The organism is Peptostreptococcus anaerobius VPI 4330 = DSM 2949 (assembly GCF_000381525.1).
Taxonomy (GTDB): Bacteria; Bacillota; Clostridia; order Peptostreptococcales; family Peptostreptococcaceae; genus Peptostreptococcus; species Peptostreptococcus anaerobius.
Genome location: NZ_KB906606.1, coordinates 5,376 through 24,661 on the forward strand (window position 1 = coordinate 5,376; position 19,286 = coordinate 24,661).

The following is a 19,286-nucleotide window of genomic DNA, read 5'->3' on the forward strand; positions in this document are numbered from 1 at the left end:
GAACAGAGTGAAAGCCAGCGCCTTTAGACGCTGGCCGGTAACCCTTGGGCTTATAGCCCGTGTGCAAACCACCCGTTGGACGGGTGGTCATGATTGGAATGATATTTATATTGAATAATGAGAGCTGCCTAATTTTTGTAGTCTATATCATTGTAGATAAAGTCTTTTAGGAAAGAAACAGAAGTAGGGTCAAACCTTATTACCCAACCATGTGATCCGTATATACCGCTAGTAGTGTATTTTGGATTATCGACTAGTGGAAACTCCATCTGCTTTATATTAGATATATCCTTAGTCATGATACTAAGTCCATACTTGATAAGTTTCATTGTGTCCATATTTGTAGTTATATATGGAGCGGCAGTTTTTAATATAGATAGATATTTAAATTTTGATGTAGCCTTTAATTCCTTCATAAGGCTAGAAAGTATCATTCTCTGCCTGTTGTCCCTACCAAAAGCACTGTCATTATGCCTGATCCTTGCAAATGATAGAGCCTGGTAACCATTAAGCTTTTGGATTCCACTTGACTTGACTAGCTGCATATCACCCTTGTCTTGACGTGTATCCCAAGAATATGTTTCAGGTATAAACTTGTTTAATTCATTTATATCATGGTCCTTGACCTCTACAGTAACGCCGCCGACTGCATCAATTATTGCCATAAACGATTTAAAGTCAATTGCTACAAAGTCATCTATATCTATGTCAAAATTATCTTCCACAGTTTTGATTAACAATTTTTCCTTACCAAAAGCATAGGCATGGGTAAGTTTTGACTTGCCATGATCGTCTATATTTACTAGGGTATCTCTAGCAAGAGATGTTATTTTAACATCATCATGAATAGAGTCAATACTCATAATCATAAGTGAATCACTTCTAGAAACTTTGTCTCCTGGACGTGCATCTGAACCCATTATAAGGATATTTTTAATGCCATCCTTGTGAGAGTGACTGTATTCAGTTAAACTACTTGTATCAATGTTCTTGTCGTGGATTACTCCAGATATCTTAAATGTTAAAAAATAAGCTATGATTGGAATAACAATGACCATTACTAAAAGAAGCTTTACTATTCTTCTAAGTATTTTCATATTATTATATCCTTTCTTTTAATTGCCCTAAGTTTACTATAGAAAGGTTAAGTTAACCATAAATATAAATTAAAAACCACCTGAAGCTCAAGTGACTCTCAAGGGTTAGATCTAAAAATCCAACCATTAGGAGTGCCTAGAGCCCAGGTGGTTTAATTGTAAATTTTAGAGTAGAGCTATGAATTACTTGAATTTATCTAGCTAATAATATATCGTTCAAATAATATTGCTCAACTAATCTAATAACCAACGTTAGACATATACTCAGGGTCGTTTATATACTGGGTAGTTTCTCCAGATTTTTTCCATTCCTGAGTTGCCTTTTTAATCGTATCAGCTGTTGGTTTAACATTGTCGAATATGTATGAGTGAAGAAGCTTTACTTCATACTGTTCAAACGGTATTACATATCCTGATGCAGGAAGCCTTACTTCATTTTCAGGGTGAAGAGGGAACTGCATAGTGTCTAACTTGAGATCTCCAACTTTCAATATATCCATACCCAGATAAAGTATATCTTTTGGATTCATATTTGTCTTAACATATGGTTTAACTGCATCTAATAAAGCTGGATACCTGGTGATAGAAGTTGATTTTACCTTTTGCATTATAGCTTCTATTACCTGCCTTTGTCTATCATCTCTTTGCATAGTACCGTCGTTATGTCTTATTCTGGCAAATGCAAGAGCCTGATATCCTAGGAGATGATGTTTACCAGCTGTTTTTACATACTGGATTTTATTATCTCTATTTTTCTTATCCCACTTGTGACATTCTGGTATAAACTTGTTAAGTTCTCCAATTTCTTCTTCTGTAACAGTCACTTCAACGCCATCAAGGGCATTTATAATATCAATAAATGAGTAAAAATCGACTTTGGCATAGTTCTGAATATCCAATTTGAAGTTTTGCTCGATGGTATTTATCAATAATTCTTCCTTACCATATGCATATGCATGGGTAAGTTTTTCGTATCCATGTCCCTTTATAGCGACATAGGTATCCCTTCCTAGTGAAGTCAGTTTTAGTTTGTTATTTTTAGTGTCGACTGTCAGTATCATCATCGAGTCTGATCTAGAGACTTCTTCTCCTGGTCTAGCATCACTACCGACAAGCAAGATATTGGTAATTGCATTGTCATATTTATAGTTTTGTGAAGCCAACATAGAGAAATTACCATCTACATTCATAGCCTTTAGTTTTGAGTACATTAGGCCTACAAATACAGCTGGTATGGTCAATACTAGAACAAGTAGAAAAATAACAAATTTTCTAAGTCCAGACAAGTCCTCACCTTCCTTTCTTTAAAATCACATATATATTATATTAGATATGATTACTATAGTAAATACCATATATAAAATTTGATTATTTATTTTGACTAGGTGTTTATATGGAAATACAGGGTATTAATATGGTATAATAGAATAGATTATGGAAAAATTGTAGTGAAATAGGAGGATTAGATGATAAAATTTGTAGTGGTAGATATGGATGGTACTTTTCTTGATGACAACAAGCAAAAGAGTCCAGAATACGAAAGGGTTATAAGGGAGCTATTGAATAAAGGAGTCAAATTCGGCGTAGCTAGTGGTAGACAGATGGCTAGCATAAAGAAGGAGTTTCCTACTTTAAAAGATGACATTGTATTTATAGCTGAAAATGGAACTCTAGTAGAATATGAAGGCGAAATAATCCGTGAAGAATGCATGACAGCTCAGGTTAGAGATATGATATTAGATAAGGTAGAAAAACTTGAAGACAAGAAGACTATATATTGTACTAAAAACTGTACTTATGTAGATGACCTATCGCCTGAGTCAATGGAAAACATTAGAAAATACCTTCCAGCATATGAGTATATTGATAGTTTTAGGAACTTAGATTTACTACCACTTAAGATATCTGTATATTCACCAAATGGGCATGACAAGGATATAGAAGAAATATCCGAATTAGTCAGCGATTGGGCCAAGGCTTGTACATCAGGTAATGAATGGTTGGATATAATTCCTAAGGGTGCAAATAAGGCTACAGGTATAAAGGCAGTAGCAGAAAAAATGGGCATAAGCATGGATGAAATTATGGCCTTTGGTGACGAGATGAATGATTTTGAAATGATGACAAGTGTTTATTACTCATATGCAATGGACAATGCTGCTGACGAAATCAAGCAAGTGGCTAGGTTTACAGCTCCTAGCAATAATGAATACGGTGTAATACAAGTGATAAAAGAAAGATTTAATATCGACTAAAATGGATATATATAAGATAGATGGCGGTGTAAAATGGCGAAAAGAAAGAGGATTAATAAGAAAAAGCTTATATTTGTAATTCTTGTACTTGTCTTTGTTTTATATTTAGTATTTAGGATAATATCTGGCATAGGCAACTTTATAGAAAAGAAGAGGAATCCAGAACCAATACCAAGGGTTAAAACTGCAGAGGAAATACAAGAGGAAGAAAATAGAAAAATAAATATAATAATTGATCCTGCCAAGGGTGGTAAAGAAAAAGGCTTGGTTGGCTTCAGGGGAAGTCAATATGAAAAAGACTTGAATTTAGATATAGCCAAGTTGGTTGAAGCTAATTTATCAAAGCATTCAGATGTAAATGTTAAATTAACTCGTAGTTATGACAACTCAATGACCACTGCGGAGAGGGTTAAGTTTGCAAAGAAAAACAAGGGTGATATCTTGGTATCTATCAGGATAAATGCCCAAGGTGGCAGCAACGAAGCGAGTGGTATGGATGTATACTATTCAAACCCAAACTCTGCATCAATAGCCCAAAAGTCTATTATCGATGAGGAAAATCAAAAAAATAATAGCCAATCTAATAATGGCAAAGTTGCAGATAAATCTTCAGACAAGATAAATGATAAAAATTCCGATGACAAATACGGTCAAAAATCTACAGACAAAGATAAGGATATAGGTGACAACAAGGGTCAGGATGATAAGACTGGTGATACCAAAAATAATGTAAGGCAAGAATTGTCTAAGTCTATGGCGGAGCAAATACAGTCTACCAGCCTATCTTTTGTACAATTTAAAGACAGGGGCATTAGAGAGGCTACATATGATATACTTGGGTATGCCGAGATGCCATCTGTAATTGTCCATACAGGTTTTATTACCAACAAGGAAGACGTAGAGATATTAGAGACCCCATCTACAAGGGAAGAATTGGCCAATGGAATAAGTGAGGGTATATTGAGGTTTATAGATCAAAACCGTAAAAACATAATAAAAGACAGGATAAATTTTAGATAGATAATTTTATGAATATAATTCAAAAAGATATGGAAAATTTCCCGTTTTTAGAGTAAAATATAATTAGCGAGATTTTTTAAGTCCAACTAGGACACAAAACGACCAATGGGTCATTAAATGATAAAGTAAAAGAAATAATTTGAATTTAAATTGGAGGTAAATTATGGAAAAGAATGTAACAATAATCAATGAAACTGGTCTACATGCAAGACCTGCAAGTATGTTTGTAAAGAAGGCATCAGAATTTAAGTCAAGTGTTGAATTGATACACAATGGCGAAAAGGTAAACGCTAAGTCAATAATGGGTATAATGAAGCTTGGACTAGCTAAGGGTACAGAAGTGACAATAGTAACTAATGGTGAAGACGAAGAACTAGCACTAAACTCAATGGTAGAATTAGTTGAAAACGGTTTCGGTGAAAAATAGTCTATTATGGATGTCAGGAGTTAGTCTCTTGGCATCTTTTTTATGGATAGTTATTATTCGTAAATACTGATTATTAGGTGAACTGTTTAATGGGGTCATATATAGTTTTATAATTATGGAGATTGACCCTTGCTTAAATTGGAGGAATTGATTATGGAAATAAAAGGTATAGGAGCATCTCCTGGTATAGCTATAGGTAAGGCACTTGTTTTAGAGCACAAGGAGATGGTAATTGAAAAGAAAGAAAATGTAAATGTAGAAGTAGAAGTTGAAAAGCTAAACTCTGCTGTAGATACATCAAAAAAAGAATTAAGTGCTGTCAAGGAAAAGGTAGCCAAGGAATTAGGGGAAGAAGAAGCTGAAATATTCGGTGCCCATCTATTGGTTCTAGAAGACCCTGAATTCATAGGAGAGGCAGAAAACAAGATAAAGAATGAATCATTAAATGCTGAGTATGCCTTAAATGAAGTAAAGGATATGTTCGTTTCTATATTCGAGTCAATGGATAATGACTACATGAGGGAAAGGGCAGCCGATGTAAAGGACGTAACGAATAGGGTTCTTAGACATATACTAGGCATTAAGATAATAGACCTTTCAAACCTAAGTGATGAGGTAGTTCTAATAGCCCATGACCTTACACCATCTGATACAGCGACTATGGACAAGAAAAAAGTTCTAGGATTCCTAACAAATATAGGTGGTAGAACATCTCACACTGCTATAATGTCTAGGACACTAGAAATACCTGCTATAGTTGGTCTAAGTGATGTCACTGACAAGGTTAAGGATTCAGATATGATAGTATTTGATGGAGACAAGGGTATTGTAATTGTCAGCCCAGAAGAAGATGTTGTAGCTGAATACCAGGAAAAGAAGAGAATATTTGAAGAAGATAAAAAGGCTCTTGAATTATTAAAGGGTCAGCCATCTGTAACAACTGATAAAAAGCACGTTGAACTAGCTGGTAATATAGGTACACCAAACGACCTTGAAGGTCTAATCAACAATGACGCAGAGGGTGTTGGACTATACAGAACAGAATTCTTATATATGGATAGTGATGAATTCCCAAGTGAAGAAATACAGTTTGAAGCCTACAAGAAGGTTCTTGAAGGTATGAAAGGAAAGCCAGTAGTTATCAGAACACTAGACATAGGTGGAGACAAGAAGCTAAGTTACTTTGAGATGGAAGAGGAAATGAATCCATTCCTAGGATACAGGGCTATAAGACTATGCCTAGATAGGACAGATATATTCAAGACTCAGTTAAGGGCCTTATTTAGAGCTTCTGTTTATGGTAAGTTAAGAATAATGTTCCCTATGATATCTTCACTTGAAGAGCTACTAGCTGCTAAGGCTATATGTGAAGAAGTGAAGTCTGATCTTAAGGCAGAGGGATTAGGATATTCAGATGATGTAGAAATAGGTATGATGATAGAGATACCATCAGCAGCTGTAATATCAGATCTACTTGCAAAGCACGTTGATTTCTTCTCAATAGGAACAAATGACTTGATCCAGTACACTTGTGCAGTTGACAGAATGAACCAGAAGATATCTTACCTATACAACCAGTTCAATCCAGCAGTTCTAAGACTTATCAAGATGGTAATCAAGAATGCTCATGCTGAAGGTAAGTGGGTAGGTATGTGCGGTGAGTCAGCTGGAGACCAGATGATGATACCAATACTTCTAGGATTTGGACTAGATGAGTTCTCAATGTCACCAATCTCTATATTAAGGGCTAGAAGGCTGATAAACTCAGTATCAGAAAAAGATATGCAGGCTCTTTCTGACAAGGTGTTAGAATTTGGAACAGCGAAAGAAATAGAAAGTTATATGAAGGACTTTATTGCTAGTAAGTAATTAAGTTGAAAAGATAGATTTAAAAGATAACAAATTATATGTATTGTATTCTAATAAGTTAAGTCAAATATGTATGTATATTTTAGCGTTGGTAGTTATGGGTTTTGCCATAAGGTGAAACTTAGCATACCAACGCTATTTTTATGAAGACCAAGATTGGATTTGGTTTTGAGCGATTAATACCAAAATTGTATTTGGTTTTTGGTAATTACTCTTCATCGAAATAAGACGGGTTGAAAATAAATAGTAGTCATATATATGATAAATGACTTATATATCTTGTCTTTGCGAACATATAAATATGGGTATAATCATAAAAAAGTATTTAAACAAACTAAAAAACACAATTAGTATATTACATATAAAATAAATGACCTACAAATATAGTGGGACACAAAAAGTACAACTAAAATTTTTTTGGTATTTATATTTAATAAAATTAACTCAAATTGCCAAATTATCAATATTTACAAAAAATATATGGTGGGACACTTTTGTTTAACGCTTTCCCATATGAAAATATCTTGCTTAAAGCTATAGACGAGCGCACATAAATATGTTATTATTTAATTGGAAATCAATTTCCTAGATAAAATAAAATATGTGATGGAGGATTTTAGTATGTTAGGAGATATTGTTAGATATAACTTTTTTGCCTTGGATGAAGCTGATAAGGAAACTTATTCATTAGACTACGCTGTAGTATTGGATATTGATGAAGCGAAGGATGCTATAAAGATCCTGCCAATAACTAATAAGTTCTGCAAGGATTCAATAGAATCATTTTGTATAGGACATATACCTGGATTTATGGAGATAAAGAATGAAGGGTATGTAAGCAATAAGCAGTATGTTCGTTTTGATAAAATAATGGATGTTCATGAGAGTGAATTGATACCAGTACATATACAGGATGAGTATGGTATGATACATAAGAATGACAAGGGAGATGCTATATCTGTAGCCCTTACTGAAGACCAGTTAGAGAAAATAGTTAAGAAATACAGGATATATGAAATAGGAGAAGAGAGGAATTTAGTAAACTTACTTTACAAGTCAGATGCAAAATTCCAGTTAGCTAAAGATGAATGCGACCTAGATATTATATCAAGAGTCTGCAAAAAAGAAATGCAGAAATACAGGGAATATAATCATGAAGGAAGAAAAGTAGTAGTATTCTTTGTAGATGGTAATCGTTACTCAGTTATAATGAATGAAACTGACAATCTAGATATAGATATGAGAAACAAGGACTTGAAAATGGCCCTAGGTTTCTAAGTTGCTATCACGTTTTGTTTACAAAACTACCATAATCACTTAAAGTAAAAACCTGTGGGTCACCACAGGTTTTTGCTTTATATTTTTATAAATATTTGATTTGATAGATACTCCCTTGTTCCTACTATATATGAAAGTTAATAAATAATCGTGTATTTATAAGTATTCATTAGCTAGGGGTTCTGGATCTTTTTTAGGGACAGGGTCTTTTTAAGTATTATAGGAGTAACAATCGTAGTTACAACTACCACCAGTATAGTAGGTGAGAACATACGCTTGTCTATAAGACCAAGTTTGAATCCCTTTTGTGCAACTATAAGGGCTACCTCTCCTCTAGACACCATACCAATACCTATATTCAATGATTCGAACCTGTCATATCCACATATTCTAGCCCCTAATCCTGCGCCCAGTATCTTAGTTATGATGGCTACTACTAGCAGGATCATTGAGAAAATAACTAGCTCTTTAGTAAAGTTGCCTAGTTCCGTTTTAAGTCCTATACTAGCGAAAAATATAGGTGAAAAGAATAGGTAAGACATGACATTGGTTTTCTTGATAATCTCGTTTCGTATACTAAACTTAGAACATATCATACCCACTAGGTAGGCACCAGTGATATCTGCAATACCTACATATTTTTCTGAAATATAGGCTACAAAAAATACAAATGCAAGTACATATACAGAAATACGCCTTTTATCTTCCTTAAAGTCCAAAAATCTTGCTCCAAAAACTGTTATTAGAGACAGTATAAACATACATATAAAATAAATAACTATTTTAATAATTACAGTAGAAACGTGTATGTTTGAGTCCTTAAAACTACAGATTATACTAAGTACAATAATTCCTATAATATCATCCACTATAGCGGCTCCAAGTATGGCATTACCTATACTAGAATTAGCATATCCAAGCTCTTTTAGAGCCTCTATTGTTATGCTGACAGAAGTTGCAGTAAGTATTACTCCTATAAATATAGCCATCAATAAATCCTGCTGGTTACCTGGATTTAGATGGAAGAACCACATATAGGCTATAGAGCCACCAATCAATGGTATAATCACACCGAATAAGGCTATTAAGAGATAGGACAAACCTTTTCTTTTTAACTGGCCCATATCTGTATCAAGACCTGCCATAAACATTAGTATGATAACACCAATCTGAGAAACACTATCCAAAAAGCTAGTGTCATGAACAATGTTAAATACAGCGGGTCCTATTAAAATACCTGCTACAAGGGCACCAACTACTTGGGGAAGATTTATTTTCTCAGTAATACTTCCAAGAAATTTCGTGGAAATTAAAATAATAGAGATACTTAATAAATATGAATAATCAAGCATACTAACCTCCTATATAGTTTTGAAAAATTTGAATTGTACACAATATATCCATTATAACATACAAGTGCGAATTATTGAATTAAATAGAAAAATTAAACAAAAAAACTTTTACCAAAATTTGAATAAAAAAATCCCCCAGATTAAATCTAGGGGATAGGTATTATCTTGAATAGTAGGCAGCTCTAAATGCACTTATAAATATTGCTCTTGCTTCAGAGACCTGACTTCCTTGTATAGGATTGTCGCCTTCTAGATCATCGAATAACTGACCTGCAGTCTGCTCTATCTGGGCTTCTGAACCACCGCTCTGTTTGAAATTTGCACCTGCACTATAACCTGCAGATTTAATTTCATTTCTGATGCTGTTGTTTAGGCTTGATACCTTTGGAACAAAGCCCTGTGAATCATTTGATCCTGAACTACTTGAGTTGCCTGGTTTTGTCCTGATAGTGCTAGAAGAATCACCTGAATTTCTGCCTCTGTCTGATCCACTTCTGCTGTTTGAATCATTGTCTCTGTCCTTGTCATTAGACTTATTGTCTGAAGAGTTATCAGAGTCCTTCTTGTCCTTGTCCTTATCTTTGTTGTCTTTTTCTGCTACTTCAGTAACTAAATCATCCTTTTGATCTTCTGTCTTAGGTGATTTACCTCTTACCTTTTCTACATCCTTACGTATCTCATCCATCAAGTCCTTGAACTTTTTGAAGTATTTGTCATATTCTTCTAGGTCTTTTTTATACTTATCAGGATTTGAAACTACGTCCTCAGCCATTGTTTCAGATACATCATACATGTCAACTAGTATCTTTTTAGCATCCTCCAAAGGCTTGTACTTAGGTTTTACACTAGCAAGTAGTGTAGTTCCATTCTTGATGGAGTCTTTTGCAGCTATAGCATCACTCTCAAGATTACTGTTATTGCTTACATCACTAAGAGTTTTTAGGTTATTTTTTAAGTCATTGTAGTATGACAAGATTTCCTTGTATTCTATTACAACTTGTTCTACATTATCTTTCGTTATCTTAGTTATATATTCAGTTTTTTCGGTCTTTGTTTCTGATTGTTTTTCTGTTGTTTTCTTACTTGGGCCACAAGCAACAGCTGATACTGATATCGCTATAGCCAAGGAAGAAACAAGAAACTTCTTTAACAATTTCAAATTTACTCACCTCCATGATTATATAAACCTTATTATACCATAAATATATAGATTTAAAAACACCAAACTGGAAATTAGACAAGACACTACTTATTTGATTAATTTTAAAGCTAAAGCATAGGTTAGAGTGTTAGACCTATAATGTTGGTGATATAGGTAGAATATTTTTTTATATTGTATACAATTTGTGGTATAATAAAATGTAAAGCTGATTTGTAAATTTTTATATATTATTATACAAGGTAGACTTTAAATTTATACTATAGGATTTCTATAGTATAGGCGAGGCATTATACAATTTATAAAATATAACAAGGGAGGAATATATTTTGAAGTTGATACACAAGTACAATATGAATGGATACAATATCGTAGTAGACGTGAATGGCGGTGCTGTCCACGTTGTAGATGATGTTACATATAGAGTCTTAGATTATTATGAAGATAAGAAAGTAGAAGATATAGTAGACCTACTTGCTGGAGAGTTCTCAGAGGACAAGGTGAGAGAAGCTTATGAAGAAATTGAGGGACTTGTTGAAGAGGGGCTATTGTACTCAGAAGATGAGTATGAGTTCCATCCTAGTTTTGTAAACAGGCAGCCAGTTGTCAAGGCACTCTGTCTAAACGTTGCCCATGACTGCAATCTAAAATGTAAGTATTGTTTTGCCAAGCAGGGCGACTTTGGTGGTAAAGCAGAACTAATGCCACTTGAAGTAGGTAAAAAAGCTATAGACTATTTGATAGCCAATTCAGGAAGTAGAAAGAACCTTGAGATAGATTTCTTTGGTGGTGAACCACTTATGAACTGGGAGGTAGTCAAGGCCCTAGTAGCCTATGGTAGAGAGGTAGAAAAACCAGCAGGCAAGAACATAAGATACACAATAACAACAAATGGTGTCCTACTTGATGATGAAAAGATAGACTTTATAAACGAACATATGCATAATGTTGTCCTATCACTAGATGGTAGAAAAGAGGTAAATGATGGAATGAGACTTACCCTAAATGACAAGGGTAGTTACGACCTTATAGTTCCTAAGTTCCAGAAACTAGTAGCACAGAGGCCAAAGGACAAGTACTACTATGTAAGAGGTACATTTACTAGAGACAACCTAGATTTTTCGAAGGACGTAAATCATTTCTATGATCTTGGCTTTGAACTTACATCAGTTGAGCCGGTTGTTGATGATGAGACAAACCCATTTGCCCTAAGAGAAGAAGACCTACCAAAGATCTTTGAAGAATATGAAAACTATGCAGCTGAACTAGCTGAGAGACAATTAAAGGGAGAAAAAAATAAATTCTTCCACTTTACGATAGATCTAAACCAGGGTCCATGTGTAATCAAGAGGATTACAGGTTGTGGAGCTGGTAACGAATATATATCTGTAGTTCCAAACGGAGATATCTATCCATGTCACCAGTTTGTAGGCAAGGAAGGATTTATATTAGGGAATATAAATGACGAAGAGATAGTTATTCCAGAAAATATAAAGAGCATGTTTAGGAATGCCCATGTATATAATAAGGAATCATGTAGGAAGTGCTGGAACAAGTTCTACTGTTCAGGTGGTTGCCACGCAAATGCCATCAACTTTAACGGAGATATCACAAAGCCATATGACTTGGGTTGTGAGATGCAGAAGAAGAGAACAGAATGTGCAATTATGATCCAGGCTAAGCTTTTAACTGAGGGAGAATAGGCATTACATAATAGTACCAATAAAAAGTAGGTGAGATATATGAGAGTCAGCTATAAATATCTAGGAAGATACAGGGAAATTGCAACCGTACTCATAAAGTACGGTTTTGGTTTCATTGTAGACAAGCTAAATAAGGAGTCTGTGGCGGGAAATGTGACTACACATGGACCGGGTTCTAGTGTCAAAAAAATGACTACAGGTCAGAGGTTGCGTTTTGCCTTTGAAGAACTCGGACCTACCTATATCAAGATAGGGCAGATTATAAGCACCAGAAAAGATTTATTTGACGATGATATAATTAGTGAACTCTCAAAGTTAAGAGATGATGTTGAGCAGTTTGATGACTATATAGCCATGGACCTACTGGACAAGGAGCTAGGAGTAAGCAGAAAAGAAGTCTTTTCGTATATAAGTGAAAGCCCAATAGCTGCAGCGTCAATAGGTCAGGTCTATAGTGCAAGGTTAAAGGACGGTACAGATGTAGTTATAAAGATACAAAGGCCTAATATAGAATCGACTATAAAGGCTGATATAGAAATCTTAAAGAGGCTATCATCCAACCTTGAGTTCCTAAAAAAAGAATGGAATGTAGACATATACGATCTTATCTCTGAGATGGAGATGCAGCTAGTAAGAGAGCTTGACTACAAGTTTGAAGCAGTCAATGGTACCAAACTTAGAAATATATTCAAGGACAGCAAGGAAGTATTTATACCTAGGATATATGATGAATACACTACTAAGAGATTGTTGGTAATGGAAAAGGTCAATGGCCTATGCCTATCAGATATATCTAGTCATAAATTATCTGATGACAAGAAGAAAAAAATAGTCGACATAGGTGTGAGGTCTTTTTTTAGGCAGGTTATGACTTGTGGATTTTTCCATGCAGACCCACATCCTGGAAATATATTTGTAATGGACGATATGAGGTTGGCATATATAGACTTTGGAATGGTCGGCCTGATAGATGATAAGACACTAGGCCAACTCAACCAACTTATATTGGCTGCTACAGATAAGAATGTAGACAAGATAATAAGGATACTGGCGGACATGGATGCGATTAGCAAGAGCTCAAACGATGAAGGTTTAAAAAGAGACTTACTATATCTTGTTCACTATTATTTTGATATACCTTTTGACAGGCTGAGGATATCTGAAGTACTGGATGAAGCCTTTAGGTTTATGAGAAATCACAGGGTATCACTTCCGTCACAACTAGTTATACTAGGCAAGACAATGATTACCCTAGAGGGGACGTCAAGGGGGCTATACAAGGAGTTTTCAGCTGAGACAATAGCTAGTTCATATATAAGATATTACAAACATGAAAAACTTGACATAAGGAGGAATATCAATAACCTAAAATCAGGTTTTGATGAATATTATTTTGATTTAGTATCTGTACCGGGCCAACTCAAGAATATTATAAGCATACTTGAGAAAAATGAGCTAAAGTTGGATATAGGAGAGATGAGATCTCCGAAGATAGAAGAAAATATCAGAAAGTTTACGACTCAGGTTTCAATGGCCATAATGTTGACTGCTTGCATAGTTGGTTCATCCCTTATACTTGCATCAGAAAACATACAAAAGTCAAGGACAATAAAATTTGTTGGTATATGTGGTTTCATTTTATCGTTCATCATAGGGCTTGCCCTAGTATTTCTGATATTTAAGAATAATTACCATAGAAAAGACTAGCAAATAATCAGATTAATTAAAAACTAACTTATAACAGGATCAATTAAAAGCAACTTATAACAAGATTAATTAAAAACCAACTTACAACCAGATTAATTAATACTAACTTATATGGAAAGAAGATATAACAATGAAAAATTGGATAGTAAAGAGCCTAGGCAGGTCCAAGGGCAATGAAGTCACTAAAAAATTTAATATAAATGACAATATTGGTCAGATACTTATAAATAGGGGCATAGAGACAGAGGACCAACTAGACCTTTATATGCATCCAGACCTTACTAGTCTTAGGGATCCATTTCTTTTGAAGGACATGGATAGGGCTGTTGACAGGATCAAAAGAGCCATATCAAACAATGAAAAAATATGTATATTTGGAGACTACGATGTAGATGGGGTATCATCCACATCAATACTGTGCCTGTATTTTGAATCTATAGGTTATCAGGTGGAATTTTATATACCAAATAGGCTTGAAGAAGGGTATGGTCTAAATGATGAAGCTATAAGACAGATTGGTCAAATGGGAACAGACCTGATAATAAGTGTAGACTGTGGTATCACATCTGTAAATGAGGTAGAGACAGCTAGGAAACTTGGAATCGACGTTATAATTACAGACCACCATGAGCCACAGGAAAAACTACCCCAGGCCTATGCGGTTATAGACCCCAAAAGAGAAGATTGTAGATACCCTTTTAAGGGGATTTGTGGATGTGGTGTTGCCTTTAAGCTAATCCATGCCCTTAGTGGTGATAGAGACTTTTACAATAATATAAATAGATACCTTGAGATAGTTGCCCTAGCTACCATATGTGATGTTATGCCAGTCCTAGATGAAAATAGGATAATAGTCAAAAATGGACTGGAGATAATGGGAAGAGGAAACAATATTGGTATGAGGGAACTTTTGAGTGTATGCTCAATACTAGACACAAAGATGAAGAGTTCTCATCTTGGCTTTGCTATTGGTCCAAGGATAAATGCATCAGGAAGACTTGGCTTTTCTAGGTTGGGTGTAGAGTTATTTACATCCAAAGATCCACAAAAAGCTAGGTTATTAGCAGAATCCATGAACTTAAAGAACGAGGAAAGACAGATGGTTGAAGCCAAGATACTCATGGAGGCAGAGGCTATGATCGACTCAGACTCTAAGTACCAAAAGGAAAAAGTAATAGTATTGGCAGGTCATGGCTGGCACCATGGAATAATTGGTATTGTAGCATCAAAGCTTACAGAAAAATACTACAAGCCTACTGTACTACTTTGCATAGAAGATGGTGTAGCCACTGGTTCTGCAAGGTCTATAAAGGGATTTGACCTATTCAAGGCCATGAGCGAATGCAAGGATCTTATGATGAAGTTTGGAGGTCATGAACAGGCTGCAGGTCTTACTATGGCAGAAGGAAATATTCAGGCCCTAAGGGAGAGAATAAATGCTATAGCGGATTATGAACTCAAAAAAGATGATCTTATAGAGAACATAAATATAGAATTTGAACTTGAAGAAGATGCGATAAGCCTTGACCTAGTCAAGGACCTACATATACTTGAACCATTTGGTATTAATAATCCAACGCCGTATTTTATGGTTAGGGATTATAAGGTAAAGAAGGCCTACCTGATAGGCAAGGATAAAAACCACCTTAAACTCTCTATTGAAAAAGAATATACATATGACTGTATAGGATTTAATATGGGCCACTTGATGGACAAGTTTTCTGTTGATGATAGGGTAGATATTGTATTTCAGTTGGATGAAAATACCTTTAAGGGAAGAACTACAGTTCAGATGCTTATAAAGGACATTAGACTATCCAAGCCGGATAAGATATACAAGCATAATAATATTTTAAAAGTCCAGTCAAAAATAGTAGATTTTGATGGTTTATCATCTATAAATGGGTATAAACAAGAAAATAAAACTTCTTGCGATACTATAGGTAGATTTAGAGACATGTTTAAAAGAGATACGTCAAGAGATATTGAAATATCAAATAAGATTGATGATGATACTCTTGTTATAGTAAATACTATAGAAGGTTATTTTAGGGCTATGTCAGATATTAACATATCGAATAGTGAAAAAATAAAACCTATATTCCTTTCAAATATTGATAAAACCTATTCAAAAGTATATAATAAAATTGTTATCTATGACTACTTTGATAATATTAAAGAAGTAGACAAATTAGAGGGGATATTGTTAGCTGATACAGAATTAATTTTTAATATGGATGAGTTAGATTTTATATACCAAGCGAACAAGATAAAGGACTTGGAGTTCTCTAGGGATTGCTTTGTAGATATATACAAGAGATTGGCATCACAAGTAGAGTTAAATGTCAAGTTATCTAGCTTTGTAGCAGCTACTAGGATTTCATTTACCAAGCTGGTATCTATACTTAGGGTTCTTGAATCAGAGCAGCTTATATCCTATGAAATAGATTATGATGAGGGCATATTTAAAAATATTATGCTCCCAAAACCAAAGAATAAATTGAATTTAGAGGACAACAGCCTTGTAAGGGGACTGGAGTCTTTGATTAATAATTTTAAGACTAGCTATGGTATGTAGCAACGGAGGAAAAGATGAATTTAGAAGAGAAGATTAGAAACGTGCAAGATTTTCCAAAGCCTGGTATAGGTTTTAAGGATATTACAACCCTAATAGCAGATGGACAAGCCTTTAGATATGCTGTAAGTCAGATGGCTGACCACCTAAAGGGACTAGGGGTTGAAGCCATAGTAGGCCCAGAGGCGAGAGGATTTATATTCGGAACACCAGTGGCATGTGAGTTAGGTGTAGGATTTATACCTATTAGAAAGCCAGGAAAATTGCCAGCAGAAGTAGAGTCATTTGAATATGATCTTGAGTATGGTAGCGACACTCTAGAAATTCATAAGGATGCTATAAAGCCTGGAATGAAAGTAGCTATAGTTGATGACCTACTAGCGACAGGAGGAACAGTAGCTGCTGTAGTTAAGCTGGTTGAAAAATTAGGTGGCCAAGTAGTAGGCCTAGAATTCCTTATAGAGCTTACATTCTTAAAGGGAAGAGATAAACTATCTAATTACAAGGTGAATACATTAGTAGAATATGATTCAGAATAGGAACCTATATAATATAGTTTATAGTAATGTCTGATAGGATATAAGACACGTTGAAATTTAGTCGTTAGGAGGTGTAGTCTTATGCATGAAAATGAAATAAATAAGTTAATAAAAAAAATTAAGACATATGCCCCCCATGCCGATTTCGACAAGGTAGTGAGGGCTTATGAATTAGCTGAAAAAGCCCATGATGGACAGGTTAGAAAGTCTGGAGAACCCTATATTATCCATCCTCTAGCAGTAGCCAATATACTTGCTGATATGCAGTTGGATATGGATACAATATGTGGTGGAATACTCCATGATGTAGTTGAAGATACAGAGTATGAAGAATCAGATATTGAAGAGATGTTTGGCAAGGATGTAGCAGTCCTTGTGGATGGTGTTACCAAGCTAGGTAAGATCCAGTATATGACCAAGGAAGAATCTCAATCAGAAAATCTTAGGAAGATGTTTCTAGCTATGGCCAAGGACATGAGAGTAATCCTTATTAAGTTGGCGGATAGACTCCACAATATGAGGACTCTTGAATATATGGACAGTAACAAGGCTAGATATAAGGCTAGGGAGACCCTAGATATATATGCCGGTATAGCTCACAGGTTGGGTATTCAGACCATCAAGTGGGAATTAGAAGACCTATCTCTAAGGTTTTTGGATCCAGAAGGATATTATAGCCTAGTCAAAAAAGTTAACAAAAAAAGAGAACAGAGAGAATGCTATATAGCTAATATAGTGGATATGTTAAAGGGCAAGTTCCAGCAGATGGAGATACCATCAGATGTATATGGTAGACCAAAGCACTTCTATTCTATATATAGGAAGATGAAGAAAAAGAACAAGTCATTTGACGAGATATACGACTTAACTGCTGTCAGGATTATAGTTGATACAGTCAAGGATTGCTATGGGGTGTTGGGTGTAGTACACACTTTGTGGAAGCCTATGCCAGGTAGGTTCAAGGACTATATAGCAATGCCAAAGCCTAATATGTACCAGTCACTCCATACAACAGTTATAGGTGCTGATGGTGAGCCTGTTGAGATACAGATTAGGACAAAGGAGATGCACCAGGTTGCAGAATATGGTTTTGCAGCCCATTGGAAGTACAAGGAAGGTGTAACAGACAAGGATGTATCAGCCCTAGACGAAAAGTTACAGTGGTTTAGGATGATGATGGAATGGGAAAAGGACGTAAAAGATCCTCATGAATTCCTGGATGCCCTAAAGGATGATGTCTTGACATATCAGGTCTATGTATTTACGCCACAGGGTGAGGTAATAGAACTACCTACAGGTTCAACTACAATAGACTTTGCCTATAGGATACATTCAAAGGTAGGTAACTCATGCGTGGGTGCCAAGGTCAATGGAAGAATTGTACCACTAGACCACATACTTAAAAATGGGGACATAGTTGAAATACTTAGGTCCCAATCTTCACTAGGACCTAGCCGTGACTGGTTAAATATAGTAAAGACTTCAAATGCTAGAAATAGGATTAGGCAGTTCTTTAAGAAGGAAAGACGTGAAGAAAATATTGAAAGAGGTATAGCAATCTTAGATAGGGAGCTAAAACGTAACCACCTTAACAGGACTGATCCAGAAGTTTTGGCAGCCCTAAAGGAGATAGGTGTCAAGTTTAACCAACCAAACTATGAGGACTTCTTGGCTACAATAGGCTATGGTGGTATCATGGGCAACCAGGTTGCTACAAAGACAAAGGACCTACTCCTAAGAGATGTAAGAAAACAAGAAAAAGAGCAGATGGCAACCCTTGAGGAGGATGTAGAAGTCCACAACAAGGTTGACGCATCTAAAAATAGATCAAAGAAAAAAGAAAAGAGACACACAGGGGTCATAGTAGATGGACTAGAAGGAATCTATGTTAGGTTTGCAAAATGTTGCAACCCATTGCCAGGTGATGAAATAGAAGGTTACATCACAAGGGGAAGGGGTGTTACAGTCCATAGGTCTGATTGTCAGAACCTTATAAGGGACAAGGAAAACTACAAGAATAAGATGATCAAGGTGTCTTGGGTAGAGGATAACAACTCTAGGTTTGAGGCTGATATCCAGCTAAAGGCCAATGATAGGAGGGGGATTGTAAACGAAATCACCCACGTTATATCCAACGAGAAGATAGGCCTAGTCAGCATTTACGCTAGAAGAGGTAACGATATTGGAATAACGATAGACCTTACCCTAGAAGTATCTGGCATTGACCAGATGAACCAAGTAATGAAAAAAATTATGAATGTACCGGGTGTTGACGATGCCTACAGGGTGCATAGTAAATAAGGAG

General features: G+C 35.4%; 14 protein-coding genes. 10 read left to right on the forward strand and 4 right to left on the reverse strand.

Features of this window, described 5'->3' with window-relative positions; all coding sequences use genetic code 11:
• Positions 1-128: 128 nt before the first annotated feature.
• Both F823_RS0100790 and F823_RS0100795 read right to left on the reverse strand, forming a co-directional pair.
• Positions 129-1,097, reverse strand: a complete 969-nt coding sequence (locus tag F823_RS0100790; protein ID WP_002845225.1) for an LCP family protein — start codon at positions 1,095-1,097, stop codon at positions 129-131.
• A 239-nt stretch (positions 1,098-1,336) separates the two neighbouring features.
• The gene (locus F823_RS0100795) at positions 1,337-2,383 is read right to left on the reverse strand and encodes an LCP family protein (RefSeq protein WP_002843798.1); all 1,047 of its coding nucleotides are present in this window, start codon (positions 2,381-2,383) and stop codon (positions 1,337-1,339) included.
• Positions 2,384-2,563: 180 nt separating this feature from the next.
• On the opposite strand from F823_RS0100795, the gene F823_RS0100800 reads away from it, so the two are divergent.
• From F823_RS0100800 to F823_RS0100820, 5 genes are all read left to right on the forward strand, one after another.
• Complete coding sequence (locus F823_RS0100800) at positions 2,564-3,352, forward strand: HAD family hydrolase (RefSeq protein WP_002843786.1); 789 nt, start codon at positions 2,564-2,566, stop codon at positions 3,350-3,352.
• Positions 3,353-3,385: 33 nt separating this feature from the next.
• Positions 3,386-4,372 (forward strand): N-acetylmuramoyl-L-alanine amidase family protein, encoded by a 987-nt coding sequence (locus tag F823_RS0100805; RefSeq protein WP_002845224.1) that lies wholly within the window; start codon positions 3,386-3,388, stop codon positions 4,370-4,372.
• Between the two features lie 163 nt (positions 4,373-4,535).
• Complete coding sequence (locus tag F823_RS0100810; protein WP_002843837.1) at positions 4,536-4,799, forward strand: HPr family phosphocarrier protein; 264 nt, start codon at positions 4,536-4,538, stop codon at positions 4,797-4,799.
• 153 nt (positions 4,800-4,952) lie between these two features.
• The gene (gene ptsP / locus F823_RS0100815) at positions 4,953-6,668 is read left to right on the forward strand and encodes a phosphoenolpyruvate--protein phosphotransferase (RefSeq protein WP_019595257.1); all 1,716 of its coding nucleotides are present in this window, start codon (positions 4,953-4,955) and stop codon (positions 6,666-6,668) included.
• A 621-nt stretch (positions 6,669-7,289) separates the two neighbouring features.
• Positions 7,290-7,946, forward strand: coding sequence for a hypothetical protein (locus F823_RS0100820; RefSeq protein WP_002843749.1), 657 nt, complete (start codon positions 7,290-7,292; stop codon positions 7,944-7,946).
• Between the two features lie 173 nt (positions 7,947-8,119).
• On the opposite strand, the gene F823_RS0100825 is transcribed toward F823_RS0100820, so the two are convergent.
• Both F823_RS0100825 and F823_RS0100830 read right to left on the reverse strand, forming a co-directional pair.
• On the reverse strand, positions 8,120-9,298 hold the full coding sequence (locus F823_RS0100825; protein WP_002845219.1) for a cation:proton antiporter: 1,179 nt from the start codon (positions 9,296-9,298) through the stop codon (positions 8,120-8,122).
• A gap of 160 nt (positions 9,299-9,458) precedes the next feature.
• Positions 9,459-10,457, reverse strand: coding sequence for a hypothetical protein (locus F823_RS0100830; protein ID WP_002845218.1), 999 nt, complete (start codon positions 10,455-10,457; stop codon positions 9,459-9,461).
• A gap of 329 nt (positions 10,458-10,786) precedes the next feature.
• Here F823_RS0100830 and scfB point away from each other — a divergent pair, with 329 nt between their 5' ends.
• The 5 genes from scfB (at position 10,787) to F823_RS0100855 (ending at position 19,282) form a co-directional block, all read left to right on the forward strand.
• A complete protein-coding gene (gene scfB / locus F823_RS0100835) occupies positions 10,787-12,160 on the forward strand; it encodes a thioether cross-link-forming SCIFF peptide maturase (protein WP_019595258.1) in 1,374 nt (457 codons plus the stop codon).
• Between the two features lie 39 nt (positions 12,161-12,199).
• A complete protein-coding gene (locus F823_RS0100840) occupies positions 12,200-13,867 on the forward strand; it encodes an ABC1 kinase family protein (protein WP_002843730.1) in 1,668 nt (555 codons plus the stop codon).
• Positions 13,868-13,997: 130 nt separating this feature from the next.
• Entirely contained in the window at positions 13,998-16,445 is a 2,448-nt protein-coding gene (gene recJ / locus F823_RS0100845) for a single-stranded-DNA-specific exonuclease RecJ (RefSeq protein ID WP_002845213.1), read from the forward strand.
• Between the two features lie 14 nt (positions 16,446-16,459).
• The gene (locus F823_RS0100850) at positions 16,460-16,981 is read left to right on the forward strand and encodes an adenine phosphoribosyltransferase (RefSeq protein WP_019595259.1); all 522 of its coding nucleotides are present in this window, start codon (positions 16,460-16,462) and stop codon (positions 16,979-16,981) included.
• 81 nt (positions 16,982-17,062) lie between these two features.
• Entirely contained in the window at positions 17,063-19,282 is a 2,220-nt protein-coding gene (locus F823_RS0100855; RefSeq protein WP_002845210.1) for a RelA/SpoT family protein, read from the forward strand.
• Positions 19,283-19,286 lie beyond the last annotated feature (4 nt).

Coding starts and splice junctions, on each gene's coding strand:
- F823_RS0100790 (WP_002845225.1), bottom strand. CDS start 1,097: ATGAAAATACTTAGAAGAATAGTAAAGCTTCTTTTAGTAATGGTCATT.
- F823_RS0100800 (WP_002843786.1), top strand. CDS start 2,564: ATGATAAAATTTGTAGTGGTAGATATGGATGGTACTTTTCTTGATGAC.
- F823_RS0100805 (WP_002845224.1), top strand. CDS start 3,386: ATGGCGAAAAGAAAGAGGATTAATAAGAAAAAGCTTATATTTGTAATT.
- F823_RS0100810 (WP_002843837.1), top strand. CDS start 4,536: ATGGAAAAGAATGTAACAATAATCAATGAAACTGGTCTACATGCAAGA.
- ptsP (WP_019595257.1), top strand. CDS start 4,953: ATGGAAATAAAAGGTATAGGAGCATCTCCTGGTATAGCTATAGGTAAG.
- F823_RS0100820 (WP_002843749.1), top strand. CDS start 7,290: ATGTTAGGAGATATTGTTAGATATAACTTTTTTGCCTTGGATGAAGCT.
- F823_RS0100825 (WP_002845219.1), bottom strand. CDS start 9,298: ATGCTTGATTATTCATATTTATTAAGTATCTCTATTATTTTAATTTCC.
- F823_RS0100840 (WP_002843730.1), top strand. CDS start 12,200: ATGAGAGTCAGCTATAAATATCTAGGAAGATACAGGGAAATTGCAACC.
- recJ (WP_002845213.1), top strand. CDS start 13,998: ATGAAAAATTGGATAGTAAAGAGCCTAGGCAGGTCCAAGGGCAATGAA.
- F823_RS0100850 (WP_019595259.1), top strand. CDS start 16,460: ATGAATTTAGAAGAGAAGATTAGAAACGTGCAAGATTTTCCAAAGCCT.
- F823_RS0100855 (WP_002845210.1), top strand. CDS start 17,063: ATGCATGAAAATGAAATAAATAAGTTAATAAAAAAAATTAAGACATAT.